Raw genomic sequence first — 22327 nt, 5'->3', positions numbered from 1 at the left:
CCGCCTGGTTGTTCTCCGCCTGGTTGTTCTCCGTCCGGTCGCTCTCCGTCCGGTTGTTTCCGCTCACCCCGTTCCGGGCGGACGGGCCCCGCCGAGCCTGAGCATCACCTTGCTGCTGCCGCTCGCCGGATCCGCGGCGACCGCCAGCGCCTCCCCGGCCCGGTCGAGGCCGAAGCGGTGGCTGATCACGGGGGACACGTCCAGACCGTCCCGCATCGCCAGCAGCGCGTCGTCGATCTCCTCCACGAAGCGGTACGAGCCGATCCAGTTGATCTCCCTGGTCACCAGGTCACCGAGGGCCGCGGACACGGCGGCGCCCGGCAGGTTCCCGACCTGGACCAGCGTGCCGCCGCGCGCCGTCGCCCGCAGGACGGGGCCGAGCGCCGCCGGGGCGCCGGACGCCTCGAAGGCCAGCTCGACATCGTCGGGGAGCTCCGCGCCGGAGCCGAGGTCGCGCGTCTCGTCCGCGCCCATGGCGCGGGCGACGGCGAGCGAGGTCGCGGAGAGGTCCGAGGCGATCACCGCGGCGGCGCCCCGGTGCTTCGCCGCCGCCACGACCAGTGCCCCGATCGGGCCGCAGCCGTTGACCAGCACGGCCTTGCCCCGCAGGTCCCCGGCGCGGTGCACGGCGTGCAGCGCCACGGCGAGCGGTTCGGCGAGGGCCCCGTGCTCGGTGGTCACACCCTCGGGCAGCGGCCGTATCTGCGCGGCGCGGACCACCCGGTACTCGCTGAACCCGCCGTCGGTGTGCGGGTCGAAGGCCGCGGAGCCGAAGTACCGGATCCGCGGATGGAGGTTGGTGCGCCCGGCGATCCGGCCGGGCAGCGGAGCGTCGCCGACCGGCTCGGCCGGGTGCACGGTGACGGCCTGCCCTTCCCGGAGCCCCGCCACCCCCCTGCCGGTCGCGGCGATCCGGCCGGCCACCTCGTGCCCGAGCACCAGGGGATGCGCGAGCGCGGCGGTCCCGGACGCCCCGTGCTTCCAGTAGGCGACGTCGGAGCCGCAGATCCCGCCCCACTCCATGGCGAGGAGGACTTCCCCCTCGCCCGGTACGGGATCGGGGCGCTCGTCGATACGCAGGTCACCCGCGCCGTGGACGACAACGGCCCTCATACGGCGTCCTCCAGCCGGACCAGGTCGCGCCCACGGGTCTCGGGGGCGAGCAGAGCGGACACCAGGGTGATCAGCGAGTAGACGACGAGCATCGCCGCGATCGGCCACCAGCTTCCGGTGACGGCGGTCAGGGTCGCCGCGACGACCGGTCCGATGGCCGTGGCGAGGATGCCGCCGATCTCCTTGGACAGGGCGAGCTGGGTGAAGCGGGTCCGGGAGCCGAACAGTTCGGCCATCGTGACGCTCTCCAGCGAGAACAGACCGAGGACGCCGACGTTGAGCCCGACGACCATGCCGAGCATCAGCGCCGAGGTGGTGCCCGAGGTGATGAGCAGCATCATCGGGAACGCGAAGGCCATGGTCAGCAGGGTGAGCGCGATGTACATCGGACGGCGGCCGAAGCGGTCCCCGAGCAGCCCGACCAGCGGCACGGTGAGGAAGCCCAGCAGCGAGCCGTACACGATGGCGTCGGTCGGCACCGACCGCTCGGCGTGGAGCGTCGTGGCGATGTAGCCGACGAGGAAGGTCTGGATCAGCCCCGAGTTGCCGGCCTGGCCGAACCGCAGACCGAGGGCGAGGAAGAACGCCCGGCCCTTGCGCTGGCGGATGCCGGCCTCCAGGACGCTCTCCTGCTTCTGGTCCAGGGAGGAGTCGACCAGGGCGGACTCGACCTCCGTACGGGACATGGCGACACCGTCCACCACGTCGGGCCGCTCCTCGAACACCGGGCTTTCCTTGAGGTTGCTGCGCAGCCACACCGCGAAGATCATCAGCAGGAAGCTCAGCAGGAAGGGGAGCCGCCAGCCCCACGAGAGAAGCTGCTCCTCGCTGAGGACACCGAGCAGGATCGCCCACAGGCCGGACGCGGCCAGGGTGCCGGAGTTGGTGCCGAGCGACACCAGCGAGGACACCAGGCCCCGGCGCTTGGTGGGCGCGTACTCGGCGAGCATGACGGTGGCCCCGGCGATCTCGGCGCCGGCCCCGAAGCCCTGGACGAGCCGCAGCGCGACCAGCAGGATCGGGGCGAGGATGCCGATCGACGCGTAGGTCGGCAGCGCGCCGATCAGCGTGGTCGACGCGCCCATCAGCAGGATGGTCAGGAACAGGACCTTCTTGCGGCCGATCCGGTCGCCCATCCGCCCGAAGTAGACGGCCCCGGCGAGCCGGGCGACGTATCCGACGCCGTAGGTCGCCATGGCGGCGATCAGGCCGATCGCCGGGCTGACGTCGGGGAAGAAGATCTTGTTGAAGACGATGGCCGCCGCCAGCGAGTAGAGCTGGAAGTCCATGAACTCCATCGCCGTACCGAGCCAGCCTGATACGGCGGCCTTGGTGAGATCACGCGTCGTTCTCGTCGCGGGGCCCGTGGGCTCCGTCCGAGCGGTGTCCGTCATGGGAACTCCGTTGTTCGGGGAAGTGCTGATGAGCGGGGGTGGGGACAGGGGTGAGCGGAGACGGGGGAAACGGGGACGCCGACAAGCGTCAGCGGTGCGCGGCCCGGCCCGTCGCCGTGACGCGCGGGGCGGCTCGGCCCGGCCGTGGGGAGGCGCCGTACACCTCGGTGTGTTCGGTCGTGCTCACAGTCCTGCTCCTTCGAAGGTCCGTACGCGGCCGACCGTCCGGTTCACACCCCGGACAACTGGCCGACACGGCTGGTATACAAGCACTGGTCGGCCAGTGATGCAATACTCGTGCCACATCGGAAGACACCGCAGGTGCGGCACAGTGCCATCGGCCGGGCACAGGCCGTGTCGGCGCCCGATACGATGAGCGCATGGCCCGATCGAACCGGCAGCGGACCAGTCGCCGCGCTGTCTACGAGACGCTGCGACGCAAGGTTCTGACCCTTGAGCTTCCCCCGGGCGCAGCCCTGTCCGAGAACGAGCTCGCGGCATCCCTCGGGGTCAGCCGCACCCCGGTCAGGGAGAGTCTGATCCTGCTCTCCCACGAGGGGCTGGTCCAGGTCTTTCCGCAGGTGGGGTCCTTCGTCTCACGTGTCGACCCGGCGAAGGTGGCCGACGCCCAGTTCCTGCGGGAGGCCGTCGAACTGGCCTCCCTGGACGACCTCCCCGCGGAGCTCGACCCGGAACTCGTCGAGAGCCTGCGCGGCAACCTGGCCGAGCAGCAGCGTCCGGGCCTCGCCCTGGAGGAGTTCTTCGAACTGGACGAGGCGTTCCACCAGACCGTCCTGCGGCTGAGCGGACACGGCAGCGCCTGGGCGACCGTGGTCTCGGCCAAGGGCCACCTCGACCGCGCGCGCCGCCTGGGCCTCTACGACACCGCCTCACCGGCCGGCTTCGCCACCCAGCACGTCGAGATCTTCGACGCGGTGCTCGCCGGGGACGTCTCCCTGGCCCGCACGGCCATGCGCACCCATCTGCGGGCGGTCTTCGACGACGTCGAACGCATCCGGGCCCGCTCGCCCGAACTGTTCGCCACGGACTCGGGCACGGTCCCGGTACGGCGCAACATCGCCGTCTGGGAATGACCCCCGGCGCGCCGGGGGTCACGCGGCGTCCCGCCGGCCGGTGAGGAGCCGGGTCAGGGCCGGGTGTTCGCGGCTCGCTCCAGGCGGGTGCGCAAGGTGGCGGCGAAGTCCTCGGCACGGCCCAGTTGCTTGCGCAGATCGGCGACGCGTTCGGCGGCGGCCTGCTCGAAGGCGCGGACCCGTTCGACCAGCTCCTGGTGTTCGGCCCCGGGCAGTTCGCCGTCGGCGTCCAGGCGGTCGGTGGCGTCCAGCAGATCGCGCATCTGCTCCAGGGTGAAGCCGAGCGGCTTCATCCGGCGGATCACCATGAGACGGGCGACATCGGTCTCGGTGTAGAGCCGGAAGCCGCCCTGGGAGCGGGCGGAGGGGACGACCAGGCCGGTCTCCTCGTAGTGCCGGATGGTGCGCAGGGAGAGCTCGGTCCGCGCGGCGACCTCGCCGATCTGCATGTGCTTGCCGTCCACGCCTGTGATCCTCTGGCCCTTCGTCTCCCCGGTGCCGCCGCGCTCCGTGCGACGCCCGCCGATCTCTACCCTAACGTTAGGGTAGAGTTGCTGACGGCGAAGACCCTTCCGGGCGCTTCCGCCGCTGCCGTGTCGGGGCCACCCACGCCCCTGGCGAAGATCCGATTCTTGCAGGAGAACCGCGTGCGCGAGCCCATGTCGCCTGGCGCCGCCCCCTGCCCGCCGTGATGCTCCGCCCCCGTATGTGACGTTCGGGCGCACCGTCGCGCCTCTCCCTGAAGACCTCCGGCCCCCACCCCGGGCCGCCCGCGGGGCGCCGACCCGGCTTCTCCGCGTCCTCCCGCATGTCCCAGCCCGCCGCGGGGCGTGCCCGAGACGACAGGTTCTCCCTCCCTTGTCCTCCGCCTTGCCTTCCGCTTCCGCCCTGTCCCCGGCCGCGCGCCTGCGCGGTCTGAAGCCCGACTGGCTGCACGACCCGAAGGTGTGGCGTACGGAGGTGCTGGCCGGCCTGGTGGTCGCGCTGGCGCTGATTCCCGAGGCGATCTCGTTCTCGATCATCGCCGGGGTCGATCCGGTGCTCGGCCTGTTCGCGTCGTTCACCATGGCCGTGGTCATCTCGGTCGTCGGTGGCCGCCGGGCGATGATCTCCGCAGCGACCGGGGCCGTGGCCCTGGTGATCGCGCCGCTGAACCGGGAGCACGGCCTCGGTCACCTGATCGCCGCCGTCATCCTCGCCGGTGTCTTCCAGGTGGCGCTCGGCGCGCTGGGCGTGGCGAAGCTGATGCGGTTCGTCCCGCGCTCGGTGATGGTCGGCTTCGTCAACTCGCTCGCCATCCTGATCTTCATGGCCCAGGTGCCCGAGATGCGGAACGTGCCGTGGGCCGTGTACCCGCTGATCATCGGCGGCCTCGCCCTCATGGTGTTCTTCCCGAAGGTCACCACCGTGATCCCGGCGCCGCTCGTCTCCATCGTCATCCTCACCGTGATCACGCTCGCCGCGGGGATCGCGGTGCCCACCGTCGGCGACAAGGGCGCCCTGCCCTCCGCGCTGCCGGTGCCGGGCCTCCCCGACGTGCCCTTCACCCTGGACACCCTGACCACCATCGCCCCCTACGCCCTCGCCATGGCGCTCGTCGGGCTGATGGAATCGCTGATGACCGCGAAGCTGGTCGACGACATCACCGACACCCGCTCCAACAAGACCCGCGAGTCCATCGGCCAGGGCGTCGCCAACATCGTCACCGGCTTCTTCGGTGGCATGGGCGGCTGCGCCATGATCGGCCAGACGATGATCAACGTGAAGGTCTCCGGAGCCCGCACCCGGCTCTCGACCTTCCTGGCCGGCGCGTTCCTCATGGTGCTGTGCATCGTCTTCGGCCCGGTCGTCTCCGACATCCCCATGGCCGCCCTGGTCGCCGTCATGGTCATGGTGACGTTCGCGACCTTCGACTGGCACTCCCTCGCCCCCGGGACACTGCGGCGGATGCCGGCCGGTGAGATCGCCGTCATGGTCGTCACCGTCGCGTGTGTGGTCACCACCCACAACCTCGCCGTCGGTGTCGTGGTCGGCTCCGTCACCGCCATGGTCATCTTCGCCAGGCGTGTCGCCCACCGCGCCACGGTCACCGCCGTCGTCGATCCCGACGGCGGCACCGCCGTCTACCGGGTGACCGGAGAGCTGTTCTTCGCCTCCTCCAACGACCTCGTCGGCCGCTTCGACTACGCCACCGACCCGGACCGGATCGTCATCGACCTCTCCGCCGCCCGCATCTGGGACGCCTCGTCCGTCGCCGCCCTCGACGCCATCGAGGCCAAGTACGCCCAGCGCGGCAAGACCGTCGAGCTCACCGGGCTCGACCACGCCAGCGCCCACCTCCACGGCAGGCTCAGCGGCGAACTCGCCGGCGGCCACTGACCGGTCCGCGCCCCACGACGGCCGCCCCGGGGCATCCGCGTCCGGGGCGGCCGTCGAGTTGTTCCGTGTTCCGTACCGACAAGGGGTCCTAAGCCCGGAGGCCGCTCACCGCGCCTCGCCGGTCGCCACCGCGGGCTCGGACGCCGCCGGTTCGCCGGCCGGGGCCGCCGGCCCGCTCGGCCGGCGCATGAAGCCGACGCCCAGCGCCGCCAGCACGGACGCCACCGCCAGGGCGTACAGCCCTCCGTGCGTACTGCCGGTGGTGTCCTTGAGGTAGCCGAAGAGCGTGGGGGAGACGAAGCCGCCCAGGTTGCCCAGCGAGTTGACCACCGCGAGACCGGCCGCGGCGATCTTCAGGTCGAGCCCGGCCTGCGCCATCGGCCAGAACAGGGTGGCCGCGCACTTTCCGCCGACCGCGGCCAGGGTGATGGCGACCAGCCCGAACCAGGGGGAGCCCAGGGTGGCGAGGAAGGCGCCCACCGCCGACAGGACCAGACAGACCGCGAGGTAGGGCCGGCGGTCCGGGGCGCGGTCCGTGAAGTGGCTCATCGAGTACATGGCGATCACCGCGCAGATCCACGGGATGGCGGACAGCAGCCCGATCTGGAAGGGCGAGAGCCCGCCGATCTCGGCCACCAGGCTCGGCAGCCAGAAGGTGATCGCGTAGCCGGTGAGGGCCATCGCGAAGAAGACCGCGGTGAGCAGGGCGACCTGGGGGTGGATCAGAAGCCGGAACCGCGACACCTTGGGGGCTCGGCTGCGGGCTTCCTGGTCACGCGCGACCGCGGCGCTCAGCGCGGTCTTCTCCTCGTCCGTGAGCCAGCGGGCCTCGGAGATACGGGAGACGAGGAAGAACCCGGCGACGATTCCCACCAGGATGGAGAAGGTTCCTTCGAGTGCGAACATCCAGCGCCAGCCGGCGATCCCGGCCACACCGTGCATCTCCAGCAGCGCGCCGGTGATCGGACCGGTCACGATGTAGGCCGTGGCGGAGCCGCCCAGGAAGATCGCGCTGGCCCGGCCCCGGCTGGAGTCCGGCAGCCACTGGGTGAAGTACAGGAGCACCCCGGGGAAGAAGCCCGCCTCCGCGACACCGAGAACGAACCGCAGGATGTAGAACGTGGTCACGTTGTGGATGAGGCACATCGCCAGGATCACCAGACCCCAGGTGATCATGATGCGGGTCAGCCAGACCCGCGCGCCGAAGCGTTCCATCAACATGTTGCTCGGGACTTCGAAGAGGGCGTACCCGATGAAGAACAGGCCCGCGCCGAGGCCGTAGGCGGTGGCGCTCACCCCGACGTCGGCCCTCAGTTCGTCCTGGACGAAGCCGACGTTCGTCCGGTCCATCTGGTTGACCAGGAGCATCAGAACCAGAATGGGCAGCATGCGGCGCAGGAATTTGCCGACCGCACGGCTTTCGGCGTCGGGCTCGCTCTCGGAACTCTTCGCAAGAGGCTGCGGGACCATCATTGTCTCCCACTTCGATAGGCGTGACGGCATGACAGAGGCGTCCGAGGGCCCCGCCGTTGACCGCGTGGGCCGGGCTCCGCTCACGAATGTGGGGGTCGCACCGCGCCCCGACCGGGGTGGGCATCGAGCTCAGTCGTGCATGTATGTGAACCTCTGTCATGCGTGTGGACACGTTACGTACGCGTCCTCATCCGGTCAATGACTTCATCCCGGAATCTCGCACGGCCGCACCGGCGTCCAGTTGGCGTGAGCTTCCCAGGTCGGGAGCGGAGGTGGCGGCGTGATCGCTTGACGGTTCCTGCGGCGCGTCCTAAGTTCGCTCACATAGACATGTACCGGGATCACGGTCATATATCTGAACGGAGTCTTATGCTTGACGGAGTGCTGTTCTTTCCGGTCACGCCCTTCGCACCCGACGGCGCTCTCGATCCACAGGCTCTGGAGACCCACGTACGGGCAGGGGTGACCGCCGGTGCGGGCGGGGTCTTCCCCGCCTGCGGCACCGGGGAGTTCCACGCCCTGTCGCAGCAGGAACACACCGACGTCGTACGCACCGCGGTCAAGGCGGCGGACGGGGCGGTCCCCGTGTACGCGGGGACCGGCGGCGCGCTCCCGACGGCGATCGCACTCGCCGAGTCGGCGCGCGAGAACGGCGCCGACGGGCTGCTCCTGCTGCCGCCGTACCTGGTCAGCGGGGATCAGGACGGGCTGGTGCGGTACGTGAGGACGGTCGCTGAGGCTTCCGGGCTGCCCCTCATCGTCTACAACCGGGCCAACGCCCGGTTCGGCCCGCGCGCCGCCGTGGAGGTCGCAGCGATCGACCAGGTCGTCGGTTTCAAGGACGGCGCCGGCGACATCGAGACCCTGGCGCGCACCGTGGTCGCCATCCGTGAGTCGCTGCGCGAGAGCGGCAAGTCCTTCCAGTTCTTCAACGGCCTCCCCACCGCGGAGGCGACCGTGCCCGCCTACCGGGCCATCGGCGTCCCGCTGTACTCGTCCGCCGCCTTCTGCTTCGCCCCTGAGGTCTCCCTCGCCTTCCACCGCGCGGTGACCACCGGCGACCAGGAGCGGGTCGACGCCCTCCTGGCCGGTTTCTTCCACCCTCTGGTCGCCCTGCGTGACAAGGTTCCCGGATACGCGGTCTCCTTGGTCAAGGCCGGTGTACGCCTGCGCGGCCTGGAGGTGGGGTCGGTCCGCGCGCCGCTGAGCGACCCCACGCCGGAAGACCTCGACGAACTCTCCTCACTCCTGGAGCGAGGACTCGAACTGGTAAGGGACGCCGCCTGATGAGCACCGAGAAGCTGCGGATATCCGCCGTCACCATCACCCCCGTCGCCTTCCGCGACCCGCCGCTCCTCAACTCGGTCGGCGTCCACGAGCCGTACGCCCTGCGCGCGATCGTCGAGGTGCGGACCGACGGCGGGCTCACCGGACTCGGCGAGACCTACGCCGACGCCAGGCACCTGGAACGGCTTCAGGCCGTGGCGGAACAGATCGTCGGGCTCGACGTCTACGCCACCGAGGAACTGCACCGGCGCGTCGGCGAGATCATCGCCCGGATCGGGAGTGTCGGCGGCTCCGGGCTGACCGGGATGGTCACCACCAGCAGCACCGTCGACCGGGTGCACTCCCCGTTCGAGGTCGCGCTGCTCGACATCCAGGGGCAGGCGTGCGGCCGGCCCGTCTCCGACCTGCTCGGCGGCGCCGTACGCGCGGCGGTGCCCTTCAGCGCGTACCTGTTCTACAAGTGGGCCGGCCACCCCGGCGCCGAGCCGGACGAGTGGGGCGCGGCGCTGGACCCCGAGGGCGTGGTGGCGCAGGCCCGGCGCATGGTCGACACGTACGGGTTCACCGCGATCAAGCTCAAGGGCGGCGTCCTGCCGCCGGAGGAGGAGGTCGAGGCGGTACGGGCGCTCCGTGCCGAGTTCCCCGATCATCCGCTGCGGCTCGACCCGAACGCCGCCTGGACGGTGCCCACCTCCGTCAAGGTGGGCCAGGCGCTCGACGGGGTGCTGGAGTACCTGGAGGACCCCACACCGGGTATCGAGGGCATGGCCGCCGTCGCCCGCGAGGTGTCGATGCCGCTGGCGACCAACATGTGCGTCGTGGCCTTCGACGAACTCCACCCCTCGGTGGCCGTGGACGCCGTACAGGTCATCCTCTCCGACCACCACTACTGGGGCGGACTGCGCCGTTCCAAGCTCCTCTCCGGGATCTGCGACACCTTCGGCATGGGCCTGTCCATGCACTCGAACTCGCATCTGGGCATCAGCCTCGCGGCGATGACCCATCTCGCGGCGGCCACCCCGAACCTCACCTACGCCTGTGACACCCACTGGCCGTGGAAGACCGAGGACGTCATCGAACCCGGTGTCCTGGCGTTCAAGGACGGCTCGGTGGAGGTGCCCACCACCCCCGGCCTCGGTGTCACGCTCGACCGCGACGCCCTGGGGACCCTGCACGAGCAGTATCTGACCAGCGGTCAGCGCAACCGGGACGACACCGGCTACATGCGCACCATCCACCCGACCTACCGGTCCACCATCCCGCGCTGGTAGGGGAGAAGGCGGCAGGAGAGGGCGGGACGGAAGGAGCGGCCCGGCGGCGCGGGACGGCCGCCGGGCCGCTCGCTGCCCGGCCGGAGCGGATCGACGCGCACCCGGCGCGTCCCGGTTCGCCGGCCGTGGCGGGAGCGTTGACGCGTCGGCTTCCCGAACCTATCTTCTGATCGGAACTCGGAACGATGTTCGACATGCCGAACGGCGGGTGTCTCTTCATCGGTCCGTGACAGGGCTCTCGGGAGCCGCTTCGCACCGGTGCCGCACGCTCATGGCCGTATCCCACCGTCGCAGAGACGAGGAAACCATGGCAGCTCCCCTCTCCAGACGAGGTCTTCTCCGGACCGCGATGGCCACCGCGGCGGCGTCAGGACTTTCCTACGCCTCCGCCGGTCCGTCCGCCGCCGCGGCCCTCCCGGCCCCGTCCTCCTGGGCGCTCCGCCCGTTCGACCTGAAGGACGTCACGCTCGGACCGGGCATCTTCGCCACGAAACGCCGGTTCATGCTCGACCACGGCCGTGGCTACGACGTGGACCGGCTGCTCCAGGTCTTCCGCGCCAACGCCGGGCTGTCGACCCGCGGCGCGGTCGCCCCCGGCGGCTGGGAGGGCCTCGACGGCGAGGCCAACGGCAACCTCCGCGGCCACTACACCGGCCACTTCCTGACGATGCTCGCCCAGTCCTACGGCAGCACCGGCGACCAGGTGTACGCCGACAGGATCCGGTCCATGGTCGACGCCCTGACCGAGGTCCGCTCGGCGCTGCGGACCTCCCCGTCCGTCCTCGGTGTGCCCGGCAGGTTCGGCACCGCGGCGGAGAACGTCCGCGGCTCCTACCAGTACGTCGACCTGCCGGCCGGCGTCCTCGGCGACGCCCGCGCCGTCACCCTGTCGGCCTGGGTGAAGCCCACCCACCACGCGGACTGGGCCCGGGTCCTCGACTTCGGCGACGGCACCACCCGCTACCTCTACCTCGCCGCCCGCAACGCGAACGGAACTCCTCGCTTCGCCCTCACGACCTCGGGTGCCCCGGGCGAGCAGGGCCTCGACGGCGACGAACAGCTCCCGCTGGACCGGTGGAGCCATCTGGCCGTCACGATCGGCGGCGGCACCGGTGTGCTCTACGTCAACGGGAGCGCCGTCGCCCACGGGGCGATCACCCTCGACCCGGCGGCGCTGGGCACGGTGCGCAACAACTGGCTCGGCCGCTCGAACTACCCGGGCGACCCGGTGTTCGCCGGGGCGTTCGACGAGTTCAACATGTGGGCGCGCGCCCTCACGGCGGGCGAGATCGCGGAGCTCCAGGACCACCGGGCCGCCGACTCCCCGGCGGGCCGGGGCGATCTGGTGTCGTACGCCTTCGACGAGACCACCGGCTCCACCTTCGCCGACGGTTCGCCCCGCGGCCTGCACGCCACCCTGCGCCGCACCTGGGGCGCACCCAGCCACCCCGGGTTCCTCGCGGCCTACCCGGAGACCCAGTTCATCACGCTGGAGTCCATGACCAGCAGCGACTACGGCGTCGTGTGGGCGCCGTACTACACCGCGCACAAGATCCTCAGGGGCCTCCTCGACGCCCACCTGTACACCGACGACCCGCGGGCACTCGACCTCGCGTCGGGCCTGTGCGACTGGATGTACTCCCGGCTGTCCCGGCTGCCCGCGAGCACCCTGCAGCGCATGTGGGGCATCTTCTCCAGCGGCGAGTTCGGCGGCCTGGTGGAGGCCGTCTGCGATCTCCACGCCCTGACCGGCAAGCCCGAACACCTTGCCCTGGCGCGGCTGTTCGACCTCGACTCGCTCATCGACGCGTGCGCCGCGAACCGGGACGTCCTGGACGGCCTGCATGCCAACCAGCACATCCCCATCTTCACCGGGCTGCTCCGGCTCCACGACGCGACGGGCGAGGCACGCTACCTCGCCGCCGCGAAGAACTTCTGGGACATGGTCGTCCCCACCCGGATGTACGGCATCGGCGGCACCAGCACCGGCGAGTTCTGGCGGGGCCGCGGATCCGTGGCCGGAACGATCAGCGCCACCACCGCCGAGAGCTGCTGCGCGTACAACATGCTCAAGCTGAGCCGCCTGCTGTTCTTCCACGAGCAGGACCCGAAGTACATGGACTACTACGAACGGGCCCTCTACAACCAGGTCCTCGGCTCCAAACAGGACACCGCGGACGCCGAGAAGCCGCTGGTCACGTACTTCATCGGGCTGACGCCCGGCCATGTACGCGACTACACACCGAAGGCGGGCACCACCTGCTGCGAGGGCACCGGCATGGAGAGCGCCACCAAATACCAGGACTCGGTCTACTTCAGGAAGGCCGACGACAGCGCCCTGTACGTCAATCTGTACAGCCCCTCCACCCTGACCTGGGCCGAGCGGGGCATCACCGTCACCCAGACGACCGACTACCCCAGGGAGCAGGGCTCCACCCTGACCATCGGCGGCGGCAGCGCCGCGTTCGAGCTGCGTCTGCGCGTGCCCTCCTGGGCCGACGCCGGCTTCCAGGTGACGGTCAACGGCACCGCCGTGCAGGGAAAACCGCTGCCCGGCAGCTACTTCGCCGTCTCCCGGACCTGGCGCGGCGGGGACACCGTCCGGGTCCGGGTGCCCTTCCGGCTCCGGGTCGAGCCGACGCCCGACGACCCGGCCCTCCAGTCCCTCTTCCACGGACCGGTCAACCTGGTCGCCCGCTCCGCCTCGACCAGCCCGCTGCGGTTCGGGCTCTACCGCAACGCCGCCCTCTCCGGTGACCTCCTGCCCACCCTCACCCCGGTGCGGGGCGAGCCGCTCCACCACACCCTCGACGGCGTCGAGTTCGCCCCCTTCTTCGAGGGGACCGAGGACCCGACGCACGCGTACTTCCGGCGGGACGAGCCCCGTATCGCCTTCGGGAACACCGGCTCGGGCGTCGCCAACCCGTCGAGGCCCGACGGTACGACGTTCCTCGACGAGGTGTGGGCCGGGGCCCCGTTCCGCGACAAGGGCGCGCTCGTCTCACGGGTACGGAGCACCGTGGACGCCTGGGTGTCCGCGGGCCTGCTCGGCCGGAACGACGGCCGGACGGTGGTGCGGACGGCTCAGAGCGCCTCGTACACGCCCTGACCCCGCGCGGCGTGGTGGCGGCCGGTCGGGAGCATCAGCGGCCTGCCCGAGACGGGGTCCTCGATGATGCGGCTGTCCAGGCCGAACACGGCGCGCACGGTCTCCCGCGTCAGCACCTCGGCCGGGGCGCCGACCGCGTGGAACCGTCCCTCCGCGAGGGCGATGAGGTGGTCCGCGTACCGGCGGCGAGGTTGAGGTCGTGCAGGACCATGACGACGGTGGTGCCGCGCGCCTGGTTCAGATCGGTCAGCAGGTCGAGGACCTCGATCTGGTGGCTCGCGTCGAGGAAGGTGGTGGGCTCGTCGAGCAGCAGCAGATCGGTCTGCTGGGCGAGCGCCATCGCGATCCACACACGCTGGCGCTGGCCCCCGGACAGCTCGTCCACGGCCCGGTCGGCGAGCGGCGCCGTGTGGGTCGCGTCAAGGGCGGACGCCACGGCGGCGTCGTCCTTCTCGTTCCAGCGGGAGAAGATGCCCTGGTGCGGATGGCGCCCCCGGCCCACGAGGTCCGCGACGGGTGATGCCCTCGGGGGCGACCGGTGACTGGGGCAGCAGTCCGAGCGTGCGGGCCAGTTCCTTGGCGGGCAGCCGGTGCACCTCCTTGCCGTCCAGGACGACACGGCCCGCGCGGGGCGCGAGCAGCCGGGACATCGAGCGCAGCAGCGTCGACTTCCCGCACGCGTTCGCGCCGACGATCACCGTGATCCGGCCGGGGGGCACGGTCAGGTCGAGGGACTCGATGACGACACGGTCGCCGTAGCCCAGGGTGAGGCCCTCGGCCGCGAGGGAGTGGGTCGAGGTCACAGCGACCCTCCTGTCCGGTTGGTACGGATGATCAGATGGACGAGGTAGGGCGCCCCGAGAACGCCGGTGACGACACCGACCGGGTACCGGGAGTCGAAGGCGAACTGGCCGCAGAAGTCGGCCACGAGCACCAGGAGCGAGCCGACCGGTCCGGCGGGGACCAGCAGCGAGCCCCCCGCCCCCACGATCCGGGCCGCGATGGGACCGGAGAGGAACGCGACGAAGGCGATGGGACCGGCCGCCGCCGTCGGGAAGGCGATCAGCCCGACGGCGGCCACGATGACCGTGATACGGGTGCGTTCGACGCGTACCCCGAGCGCGGAGGCGGTGTCGTCGCCGAGCTGCATCGCGGAGAGATCGCGCGACCGCGCCGGCAGGACGGGGGTGAGCACGGCCGGCGCGGCGACGGCGGGGACGACCTGGTCCCAGCTCGCCCCGTTCGGACTGCCGGTCAGCCAGCGCATCGCCTCCTGGAGGTCCCACTCGGCGGCCTGGGACAGGACGTAGTTGGTCAGGCTGTCGAGCATCGCGGAAATGCCGATGCCGATCAGGATGAGCCGGGTGCCGGCGACACCGCCCCGGAACGCCAGGGTCTACACCAGTACGGCCACGGCGAGACCGGCGACGATGGCGAGGACCGACACCCGCAGCTCGCCGAGGGACAGCGTCACGATCGCGAACGCCGCCGCGGCGCTCGCACCGGAGCTGATGCCGATGATGTCCGGGCTGGCGAGCGGGTTGCGGAGCATCGTCTGGAAGGTGACACCGGCCAGTCCGAAGCTGAACCCCGCCACCATGGCGAGGACGGCCCGCGGCAGCCGCAGCCGGCCGACCGTGAAGGTGGCCCCCGGCACCTGCTCGCCGAGGACCACCCGGATCACCTCGCGCGGTGGGTAGAACGTCTGCCCGGCCATCAGGGTGACGGAGAACGCGGCGACGACGAGGACGGCCAGCGCGAGGACGAGACGCCGCCGGGACGCGCGGCGGACCCGGCCGCGGGCTGCGGCCCCGACGGACGGTGGCCGGGTCAGGACCTTGGCACTCACAGGGCACGTACCTTCTGACGGCGGACGATGTAGATGAAGAACGGGGCGCCGATCAGAGCCGTCACGATGCCCACGTCGATCTCCGCGGGGCGTACCACGACCCGTCCGACCACATCGGCGGCCGTGAGCAGCGACGCGCCCACCAGCGCCGAGAACGGCAGCAGCCAGCGGTGGTCGACGCCGACCAGCAGACGGCAGGTGTGGGGAACGACGAGACCGACGAAGGCGATCGGCCCGGTGACCGCGGTCGCCGCGCCGCACAGCACGACGGCGCCGAGCGCGGCCATGGCCCGTGCGACGGCGACGCGTTCACCGAGGCCGGCCGCCAACTCGTCGCCCAGGGCGAGGGAGTTCAGCGCGCGTGCCGACAGCAGGCAGACGGCGAAACCCACCAGGAGGAAGGGCAGGACCTGCCCGATGCGTTCGAAGGACGCGCCGCCGACCCCGCCGATCTGCCAGAGCCGGAAGCTTCCCGCGATGTCGTTGCGCGGCAGGACGACGGCGCTGACGAGCGAGGCGAACGCCGCCGACGTGGCGGCGCCGGCGAGCGCGAGCTTGAGGGGGGGCACCGCCCCGCCCGATCGTCCCGACCGTGTACACGAACAGCGCCGACAGGGCCGCACCGGCGATCGCGACCCATACGTACCCGGTCGGCGACGTGAGCCCGAAGAACGCGACCCCCGTGACGACGGCGAGCGAGGCGCCCATGTTGACCCCCAGGATGCCCGGGTCGGCCAGCGGGTTGCGGGTCACGCCCTGCATCACACTGCCGGCCAGACCGAGCGCCGCGCCGATCACGGCCGCGAGCACCGTACGGGGCAGCCGCTTCGTGGCCGCCGCCTGCTCCAGGGACTCGTCCGCGCCCCCGAGCGCGACCCACACGTCGGACCAGGCGACGTCGCGCGAACCGAACGCGAGGGACGCCACCATGATCGCCGCCAGTACCAGGACCGCGACGAGGAACCACAGCGTCCGGACGCCCGCCGTACGCCGCGCCACGGCGGTGTACGGCGGACGCCTGGTGCCGACCGTCGTCACTTGGCCTTGTCCGCGGCCTCGGCGAGGGCGGCGACGTAGTCGTCGAGGACCCACGAGATCGACAGCGGCGTCGGGTTCGCCGCGGTCGCCAGGGGCTTGGTCCCGGGCAGCAGGTAGGCCGAGCCGCGCTCGATGGCGGGGATCTTCGAGATCAGCGGGTCCTTGCGGAGGTTGCCCAGCATCTCGCCCTTCTCGTCGCCGTACCCGGTGATGATGTCGACGTCGTCGAACACGTCGATCTGCTCGGCGCTCCGCGTCAGGGCGAACTTGTCCGTGCCCTTGGACGCGTCCGTGATGCTGCCGGGGATCTTCAGGCCGAGGTCCTCGAAGAACTGCGTCCGGGTGTCGTGGGTCGTGCAGAAGCCGATCTCGCTCACGTCGTTGGGGTCGACATGCGTCATGAACATCGCCGACTTGCCCTTGAGCTGCGGGTACTTCGCGACCGCCCGGGCGATGTCCCCCTCAAGGTCCGTGATCAGCTTGTCGCCCTCCTCGGCGAGCCCGATCGCCTTGCTGTTCGTCCGTATGATGTCGCGCCACGGCGTCGCCCACGGGGCGTCCGGGTACGCCACCACGGGGGCGATGTCGCTCAGCGTCTCGTAGTCCTGCTCGGTCAGTCCCGAGTACGCGGCGAGGATCACGTCCGGCTCCGTGTCGGCCACGGCCTCGAAGTCGATCCCGTCGGTCTCGTCGAACAGCACCGGGGTCTCGGCCTTCAGCTCCATCCCAGCGCGGGCGTGATCGTCCAGACCCGTGAGCCGACCACGGCCGACGAGGCGCCGCGCTCGTTCCGGAGCCGCTCGTGGAAGGGGTGGGAGTGCTCGTCCCACACGGTGTCGTGCGTGACGACCTCGTCGTAACCCATGATGACGAAGGGCGTCTCCCACGCGCCGGGCGCGACGGCGGGCAGGGATCGGGTCTCCGTGGTCATCCGGTCTCCGTGGTCACTACGGGGCCCCGCTCGCACAGGAGCCGGTGGCGCGCGAGACACATCGCATCCCGACACCCTAAGGGGCCCGCCCGGAGGCCATGGTGGCGGCCGTGTCAGGGGGCTGACGCGGCCGCCGAGCCCGCGGTCCCGTGCTTGCCCTCGTGCTCGTCCCCGTGCTGGTCGAAGAAGTCGGCGATACGGGGCAGCGCCTGCTTCACCGAGCTGTTGTGGTCGTGGTCGCCCAGGTCGGTGAGCCGGTGGTCGGCGTGGTTCCTCGTCAACTGGTCGCCGCAGTGCTCGGCGTTGCCGAAGCCGACGTCCTTGTCCCCCTTGCTGTGGAAGATCTGCACGGGTACGCCCGGCCGCCAGTCGCAGGTGGTGTCGAGCGCGCGCAGCCGGTCCTTCAGGACACCATCGGGACGGCGGATCCGGTCCAGGAACTCCGCGGTGAACAGGTCCTTCGAGGCCGCGGGCAGCTCGCGCTGGATGTCGGCGCCGGTGTGGTCGCCGTCGAAGAGCCGCTCCACCTTCTGGTCGAACGGGGCGCGGAACGCCTCGCTCGGGGAGGTGTAGAGGCCGTACAACCTGTTCCAGGCGGTGACGAAGTACGCCAGGTAGAGACCGGAGTTGGCGATCTCGTCGTCCGCGGCGGCGGCCTCGAAGGCGCTCAGGTGGAAGGGGCCGCCGACCGTGGCGAGCGCGCTCGGCCGGAAGTACCGGTCCGCGCCCTCCCGCTGGAGCGCCCGGCCCACCATCATCGCCGCGGGCCCGCCCTGGGAGAACCCGCTGATCCGCACCTTCCGGTCCAGCTCGCGCCCCTTCCGGTGGGCGAGGCTCCGCGCGGCGCGCAGGGCGTCGACGGAGGCGGAGACGGTGGCACCCGGATCGCCGTAGGGGTGGATTCCCTCGCCCCGGCCGAGGCCGACGTAGTCGGGGGCCGAGACCGCCCGCCCGGTGGACGCGAAGAACAGGGCGGCGCGCCGGTCGCTGGAGTTCGGGTTCACCGAGGCCACGTCCCCCTTGTACACGGTGGTGCCGTGCAGCCAGGAGACGACGGGCAGGGTGCGGACCTGGTTCCCGGGCAGGACGACGAGCTGGCTGGCGACGACGGGGGCGCCGTCGCTGTCGGTGGTGCGGTAGAGGACGCGGTACCAGGTCACGTCGTACCGGACCCGGGAGCTGTCGATTCCGGCCTTCTCCAAGGTCTCGGCCACCGTTGCCGCGGAAAGGGTGGCCTCCTCCTCCACCGCCAGGACGGCCCCGGCCCCGGCGGGCCGGCCGTGCGGTGGGGCGGCCGTCGCCGGGGCGGCCAGGGGCGCGGTGACCCCGAGGGCGATCAGTCCGGAGACAAGGACTCGTGCGTGTGTGCGTCGTCGCGTACTCATGAGCTGATCATGCGGACCACCGGCCCACCTGTGCCATGGAGCGACCCCCCACGTCAGGGGTGGGGCAGGCGGGTCAGGGTTCCCCTAGGGAGTGTCCGCGGCCCCTCGTCGGGATCTCGCCGGGCTCGATCTCGCCGGGCTCGGCCGGCAGGGATCCGCCGAGGTCGGGGAGGGGGGTGCTCAGCGTCGTCATGGACTACGTTCCGTGACGTGCCGGCCTCGCGGCGGTTCAGGCCCGGGAACCGCATCGTCGCAGTTCACCCCGGGTGCTCTCCGGCCACCCGGCGCGAGTGATGCGAGGAGGGCCCGGAGCTGCGAGGCTTGCCGTGACGGAGAATCACGATCACGACCGGCGTCTCGGACGAGTGCGTGCAGCGGCCATCCCGGCCGCTGGAGGCCCCGCCGCCCACTGGCCGTCCCAGCGCAGGAGGCCCTCCGATGACCGGAATACCGGCGACCACCATCCAGGGGCGGCCGTGGCTCTCTCCCCGGGAGCGCGCCGCTCTGGGCAAGGCGGCGCGGACCCGCGCGCCCCGGTCCGCCCATGCGGAGTTCGAGCCGTCCCCGGACCGGACGGACCCCGTGAGCACCATCGAAGCGCAGTCGGCCGCCCGCGTGCCCGAACTCGTACCGATCCGCTACGGCAGGATGACGGAGTCCCCGTTCCGCTTCTACCGTGGCGCGGCCTCGGTCATGGCGGGCGACCTGTCCACGACACCCGTGTCCGGTCTGAGGGCACAGTTGTGCGGGGACGCGCACATGCTGAACTTCCGGCTGCTGGCGTCGCCGGAGCGCAATCTCCTCTTCGACATCAATGATTTCGACGAGACACTGCCCGGCCCGTGGGAGTGGGATCTGAAGCGGCTGGCGACCAGTTTCGTGATCGCGGGACGGGAGAACGGCTACACGGACGCGGAGCGCGGCGCGATCGTCCGGAGCACCGCCCGGTCGTACCGCGAGCAGATGCGCCGCTACGCCGGGATGTCCCATCTCGCCGTCTGGTACGCGAAGGCCGACGCGGCGCAGTTGGAGGCCCTGGCCTCCGGCCGCCTGCGGCAGCGTGGCCGCGACCAGGTGTTCAGGACCCTGGCGAAGGCACGCACCCGGGACAGCCTTCAGGCATTCGAGAAGCTCACACGGGTGGTGGACGGCCGTCGGCGGATCGTCCCCGCACCGCCCGTCGTCATGCCGATAGCCGACCTGCTGCCCGACCTGGAGCGGGCCGAGCTCGAAGAGACGATCCGCGATCTCGTCGAACGGTACGGAAAGAGCCTCCAGCCGGACCGGCGGCATCTGCTCCAGCAGTTCACCCTGGTCGACATGGCGCGGAAAGTGGTCGGGGTCGGGAGCGTCGGCACCCGCTGCTGGATCATCCTGCTGGTGGGCAGGGACAGCGGGGACCCCTTGTTCCTCCAGGCGAAGGAGGCCGACGAGTCGGTGCTCGCGGCGTACGCCGGCGCCGGCGAGTTCGCCACGCAGGGCGAGCGGGTCGTCGCCGGCCAGCACCTCATGCAGGCGGCCAGCGACATCTTCCTCGGCTGGGAGCATGTGCACGCGCCCGACGGTCTGGAACGGGACTTCTACATACGCCAGTTGCGTGACTGGAAGGGCATCGTGGAACCCTCGACGATGGTGCCGCGCGGCATGGGGGTCTTCGGCGAACTCTGCGGCGCCACGCTCGCCCGCGCCCACGCGCGCTCCGGCGACCGTATCGCCATCGCCGCCTATCTGGGACGCGGCGACGTCTTCGACCAGGCCCTCGTACGGTTCGCCGAGACCTACGCCGACCAGAACGAGCGCGATCACCAGGCACTGGTCGACGCCGTCAAGGCCGGACGGGTCGCGGCCCAGGCCGCGTGAGTCCGGCACCTGATCCGCACGTCCCGCTCCCGCCCCGGAGCCCGCGCCTCACACCCCGGCGCCGCGCCTCACGCCCCCGTCCGGGGGCTTCTCCCCGGCAGCCCCCTGACCGGCAGTTCGCCGGCCGAAGGACGCTTCCCGGCCGCGCCGTCCGGCGCCGCCCGCGATCCGTACCGCCGGGCCAGAGGTCCGGAGGAGAGACCGTGCGCCACCACGCTGAGCAGAACGGTGCAGACCACCACCGGAACCACCACACGGGCGGCGGCGGGCGCGAGTTCCTCGACCGCCAGCAGCCCGAAGATGATGGACGCGAGCCCGCGCGGACCGAACCAGCCGACGAACAGCACCGTTCCGCGGTCCAGGCCACTGCCCAGCAGCGCCAGTGCGACCGGCACCATCCGGATCACCGTCAGACTCAGGACCGCGTAGCAGACCGCCTGCCAGGTCAGATGCTGGAACGCCTCCGGGAGCATGACGGCCCCGAACATCAGCCAGACCAGCAGGGAGAGCACCGACGCCGACTGCTCGGTGAACCTGAGCTGCCACTCCGGAGCGCCTTCCCCGTAAGCCGTCCCGAAGGCAAGGCCGCCGATGAAGGCGGCCACGAATCCGTTGCCACCGAGCGCGATCGCCGATGTGTAACACAACAGGGCGAGAGCCAGCACGGCCGGACCGGCGAAATCCTCCACCGCCCAGGACCCGCGCAGCGCCGAACGCAACAGCCAACCGGCGACCAGACCTACCGCGGCGCCGTACGCCACGCCGATGAGCAGTTCCAGAAGGGCGCCGCCGGGTCCCTCATGGCCCGCACCGGCCTCGGCGGCCACCAGGCCGGCCAGCGCCAGAACCACGAAGGGGGTGGCGATGCCGTCGTTGAGACCGCTCTCCACGTTGATCGTCCGGCGGACCCGCGCGGGAACCACCGGATTGTCCATCATCGAAGCGCCGAGCGCCGCGTCGGTGGGGGCCAGCGCGGCCCCCAGATAGAGCGCGGCCCAGCCGGACGCACCCGGAACGAGACCGAGCGCGACCAGCGTGCCGAGTCCGACGCACAACGGCAGCCCGATCACCAGGAGGCGCGCGTACAGGCCGAAGTCCGGACGCAGGGACCGGACGGACAGCCGCGCGGCATCGGTGAAGAGCACCCAGGTGAGAGTGACCTCCACCAGCGCCTTGATCGTCCCCTGCGAGGGCACGAGGTCCACGCCGCCGAACCCCTGGTGCATCAGGAAGCCGACGAGCACGAACACGGCGGGGGCGGTGAGTTCGACACGCGCCACCTTCCGTGAGCACAGGCCCCACAGGAACAGCAGGAGCAGGATCAAGGAGAAGGCGGTGTCCATCCAGCGGCTCCCGTTCCGACGTCTCACCCACCGGCCGGTCGGCTCCGGAGGGCGAGAGCGCCCTCAGGGACCCCTGCCCGGAAACAACCCCGGTGTCCGAGATTACGGATCCGCGCGCGCGTCAGGCGCGTGGCCGCGCCGAGCGCGGCGCGCATCCGGTGGATACGGCGTCACGCCGGCCGGTCGGGCGTCGCCTCCCGCGCCGGGCCGGCCGCGGCCGTGAGTACCCGCGTGAACGACTCGGCGATCGCGGCGATGTCCACGGACGGGTCGTGCATCCACTGGATCTGCAGCCCGTCCAGGACCGCCAGCAGCATCCTGGCCACGTGGGCGGCCGGTTCGTCGTCCCGGACGGCCCCGGCCCGCTGCTGTGCCTCGACGTCCCGCGTGGTCTCGGCGGCGAGGCCCCGGTAGCGCTCGGCGAAGTAGCGGTGCGCGGGGCTCGCCGGATCGGTGGCCGCGGCCGAGAGGGTGACGTACAGCTTGGCCAGTCCCGGATGCTCGGTGGTGTGGCGCGTGGTCGCCACCACCGCGTCGATCGTGTGCGTGCCCGCCCTGGAGTCCTTGGCGAGCTCCTTGCCCAGCACGTCCCGTCGTTCCAGAACCGCGAGGAGCAGCGCGTCGCGCGTGGGGAAGTAGTACGTCAGCGCCGGCTGCGTCACCCCCACCCGGTCCGCGATGTCCTGGAGCGAGGCGCGTTCCCCGTGCTCGTCGACGGCCTCGTAGGCGGCCTGGAGGATCTGTTCCCGGCGCTCCGCGCTCTTGCGGTACGGGCCTCGGGGCTTTCGCTGGTTGGTCACG

The 22327-nt window shown here is 71.3% G+C and carries 13 protein-coding genes and 5 pseudogenes; 6 read left to right on the top strand and 12 right to left on the bottom strand.

All coding sequences use genetic code 11. The features are described from left to right. Window positions 1-63 precede the first annotated feature (63 nt). Together ACIO3P_RS31300 and ACIO3P_RS31295 are read right to left on the bottom strand one after the other, a co-directional pair. Window positions 64-1113, bottom strand: a complete 1050-nt coding sequence (locus tag ACIO3P_RS31300) for an L-idonate 5-dehydrogenase (protein ID WP_401849931.1) — start codon at window positions 1111-1113, stop codon at window positions 64-66. Then, a complete protein-coding gene (locus tag ACIO3P_RS31295; RefSeq protein ID WP_329826635.1) occupies window positions 1110-2507 on the bottom strand; it encodes an MFS transporter in 1398 nt (465 codons plus the stop codon). The genes ACIO3P_RS31300 and ACIO3P_RS31295 overlap by 4 nt, the downstream gene beginning before the upstream one ends. 380 nt (window positions 2508-2887) lie before the next feature. Here ACIO3P_RS31295 and ACIO3P_RS31290 point away from each other — a divergent pair, with 380 nt between their 5' ends. Further along, window positions 2888-3601: a GntR family transcriptional regulator gene (locus ACIO3P_RS31290; protein ID WP_401849930.1), complete on the top strand. Its 714-nt coding sequence runs from the start codon at window positions 2888-2890 to the stop codon at window positions 3599-3601. 53 nt (window positions 3602-3654) lie between these two features. On the opposite strand, the gene ACIO3P_RS31285 is transcribed toward ACIO3P_RS31290, so the two are convergent. Further along, window positions 3655-4065: a MerR family transcriptional regulator gene (locus ACIO3P_RS31285; RefSeq protein ID WP_329826637.1), complete on the bottom strand. Its 411-nt coding sequence runs from the start codon at window positions 4063-4065 to the stop codon at window positions 3655-3657. A 424-nt stretch (window positions 4066-4489) separates the two neighbouring features. Between ACIO3P_RS31285 and ACIO3P_RS31280 the strand changes: the two genes are divergently transcribed. Beyond that, complete coding sequence (locus tag ACIO3P_RS31280; protein ID WP_329826706.1) at window positions 4490-5980, top strand: SulP family inorganic anion transporter; 1491 nt, start codon at window positions 4490-4492, stop codon at window positions 5978-5980. A 105-nt stretch (window positions 5981-6085) separates the two neighbouring features. Here the strand turns inward: ACIO3P_RS31280 and ACIO3P_RS31275 are convergent, their stop codons facing one another. Continuing rightward, on the bottom strand, window positions 6086-7369 hold the full coding sequence (locus tag ACIO3P_RS31275; protein WP_329826638.1) for an MFS transporter: 1284 nt from the start codon (window positions 7367-7369) through the stop codon (window positions 6086-6088). Between the two features lie 453 nt (window positions 7370-7822). Here ACIO3P_RS31275 and ACIO3P_RS31270 point away from each other — a divergent pair, with 453 nt between their 5' ends. The 3 genes from ACIO3P_RS31270 to ACIO3P_RS31260 all read left to right on the top strand — a co-directional run bounded on the left by ACIO3P_RS31270 (window position 7823) and on the right by ACIO3P_RS31260 (window position 13120). Then, window positions 7823-8740, top strand: a complete 918-nt coding sequence (locus ACIO3P_RS31270) for a 5-dehydro-4-deoxyglucarate dehydratase (protein WP_401849929.1) — start codon at window positions 7823-7825, stop codon at window positions 8738-8740. Beyond that, on the top strand, window positions 8740-10011 hold the full coding sequence (locus ACIO3P_RS31265) for a glucarate dehydratase family protein (protein WP_401849928.1): 1272 nt from the start codon (window positions 8740-8742) through the stop codon (window positions 10009-10011). Before ACIO3P_RS31270 ends, ACIO3P_RS31265 begins: the two co-directional genes overlap by 1 nt. 307 nt (window positions 10012-10318) lie before the next feature. Then, window positions 10319-13120 carry a beta-L-arabinofuranosidase domain-containing protein gene (locus tag ACIO3P_RS31260; protein WP_401849927.1) on the top strand — a complete coding sequence of 934 codons (2802 nt, stop codon included), beginning with the start codon at window positions 10319-10321 and terminating at the stop codon, window positions 13118-13120. On the opposite strand, the pseudogene ACIO3P_RS31255 reads toward ACIO3P_RS31260, so the two are convergent. From ACIO3P_RS31255 to ACIO3P_RS31230, 6 genes and pseudogenes are all read right to left on the bottom strand, one after another. Next, window positions 13096-13923: pseudogene (locus tag ACIO3P_RS31255) on the bottom strand (ABC transporter ATP-binding protein). The gene ACIO3P_RS31260 and the pseudogene ACIO3P_RS31255 sit on opposite strands and share 25 nt — an antisense overlap. Continuing rightward, a pseudogene (locus ACIO3P_RS31250) lies at window positions 13920-14969 on the bottom strand (FecCD family ABC transporter permease). The pseudogenes ACIO3P_RS31255 and ACIO3P_RS31250 overlap by 4 nt, the downstream one beginning before the upstream one ends. Next, a pseudogene (locus ACIO3P_RS31245) lies at window positions 14966-16007 on the bottom strand (FecCD family ABC transporter permease). Before ACIO3P_RS31245 ends, ACIO3P_RS31250 begins: the two co-directional pseudogenes overlap by 4 nt. Further along, window positions 16004-16729 (bottom strand): annotated as a pseudogene (locus ACIO3P_RS31240) (ABC transporter substrate-binding protein); the annotation flags it as partial. The pseudogenes ACIO3P_RS31240 and ACIO3P_RS31245, both read right to left, overlap by 4 nt. 2 nt (window positions 16730-16731) lie before the next feature. Further along, a pseudogene (locus ACIO3P_RS31235) lies at window positions 16732-16938 on the bottom strand (AraC family transcriptional regulator); the annotation flags it as partial. 113 nt (window positions 16939-17051) lie between these two features. Beyond that, window positions 17052-18323, bottom strand: coding sequence for an alpha/beta hydrolase family protein (locus ACIO3P_RS31230; RefSeq protein ID WP_401849926.1), 1272 nt, complete (start codon window positions 18321-18323; stop codon window positions 17052-17054). A gap of 438 nt (window positions 18324-18761) precedes the next feature. Here ACIO3P_RS31230 and ACIO3P_RS31225 point away from each other — a divergent pair, with 438 nt between their 5' ends. Further along, window positions 18762-20183, top strand: a complete 1422-nt coding sequence (locus ACIO3P_RS31225; protein ID WP_329826646.1) for a DUF2252 domain-containing protein — start codon at window positions 18762-18764, stop codon at window positions 20181-20183. Window positions 20184-20251: 68 nt separating this feature from the next. Here the strand turns inward: ACIO3P_RS31225 and ACIO3P_RS31220 are convergent, their stop codons facing one another. Both ACIO3P_RS31220 and ACIO3P_RS31215 read right to left on the bottom strand, forming a co-directional pair. Next, on the bottom strand, window positions 20252-21526 hold the full coding sequence (locus ACIO3P_RS31220) for a cation:proton antiporter (RefSeq protein WP_401849925.1): 1275 nt from the start codon (window positions 21524-21526) through the stop codon (window positions 20252-20254). Between the two features lie 170 nt (window positions 21527-21696). Beyond that, window positions 21697-22326 carry a TetR/AcrR family transcriptional regulator gene (locus ACIO3P_RS31215; RefSeq protein ID WP_329826650.1) on the bottom strand — a complete coding sequence of 210 codons (630 nt, stop codon included), beginning with the start codon at window positions 22324-22326 and terminating at the stop codon, window positions 21697-21699. Window position 22327: the final 1 nt, after the last annotated feature.

It is taken from the genome of Streptomyces sp. NPDC087310, assembly GCF_044744405.1.
GTDB lineage: Bacteria > Actinomycetota > Actinomycetes > Streptomycetales > Streptomycetaceae > Streptomyces.
Note: the sequence above shows the minus strand (reverse complement) of the source record. Positions and strands in the feature narration are given on the sequence as shown.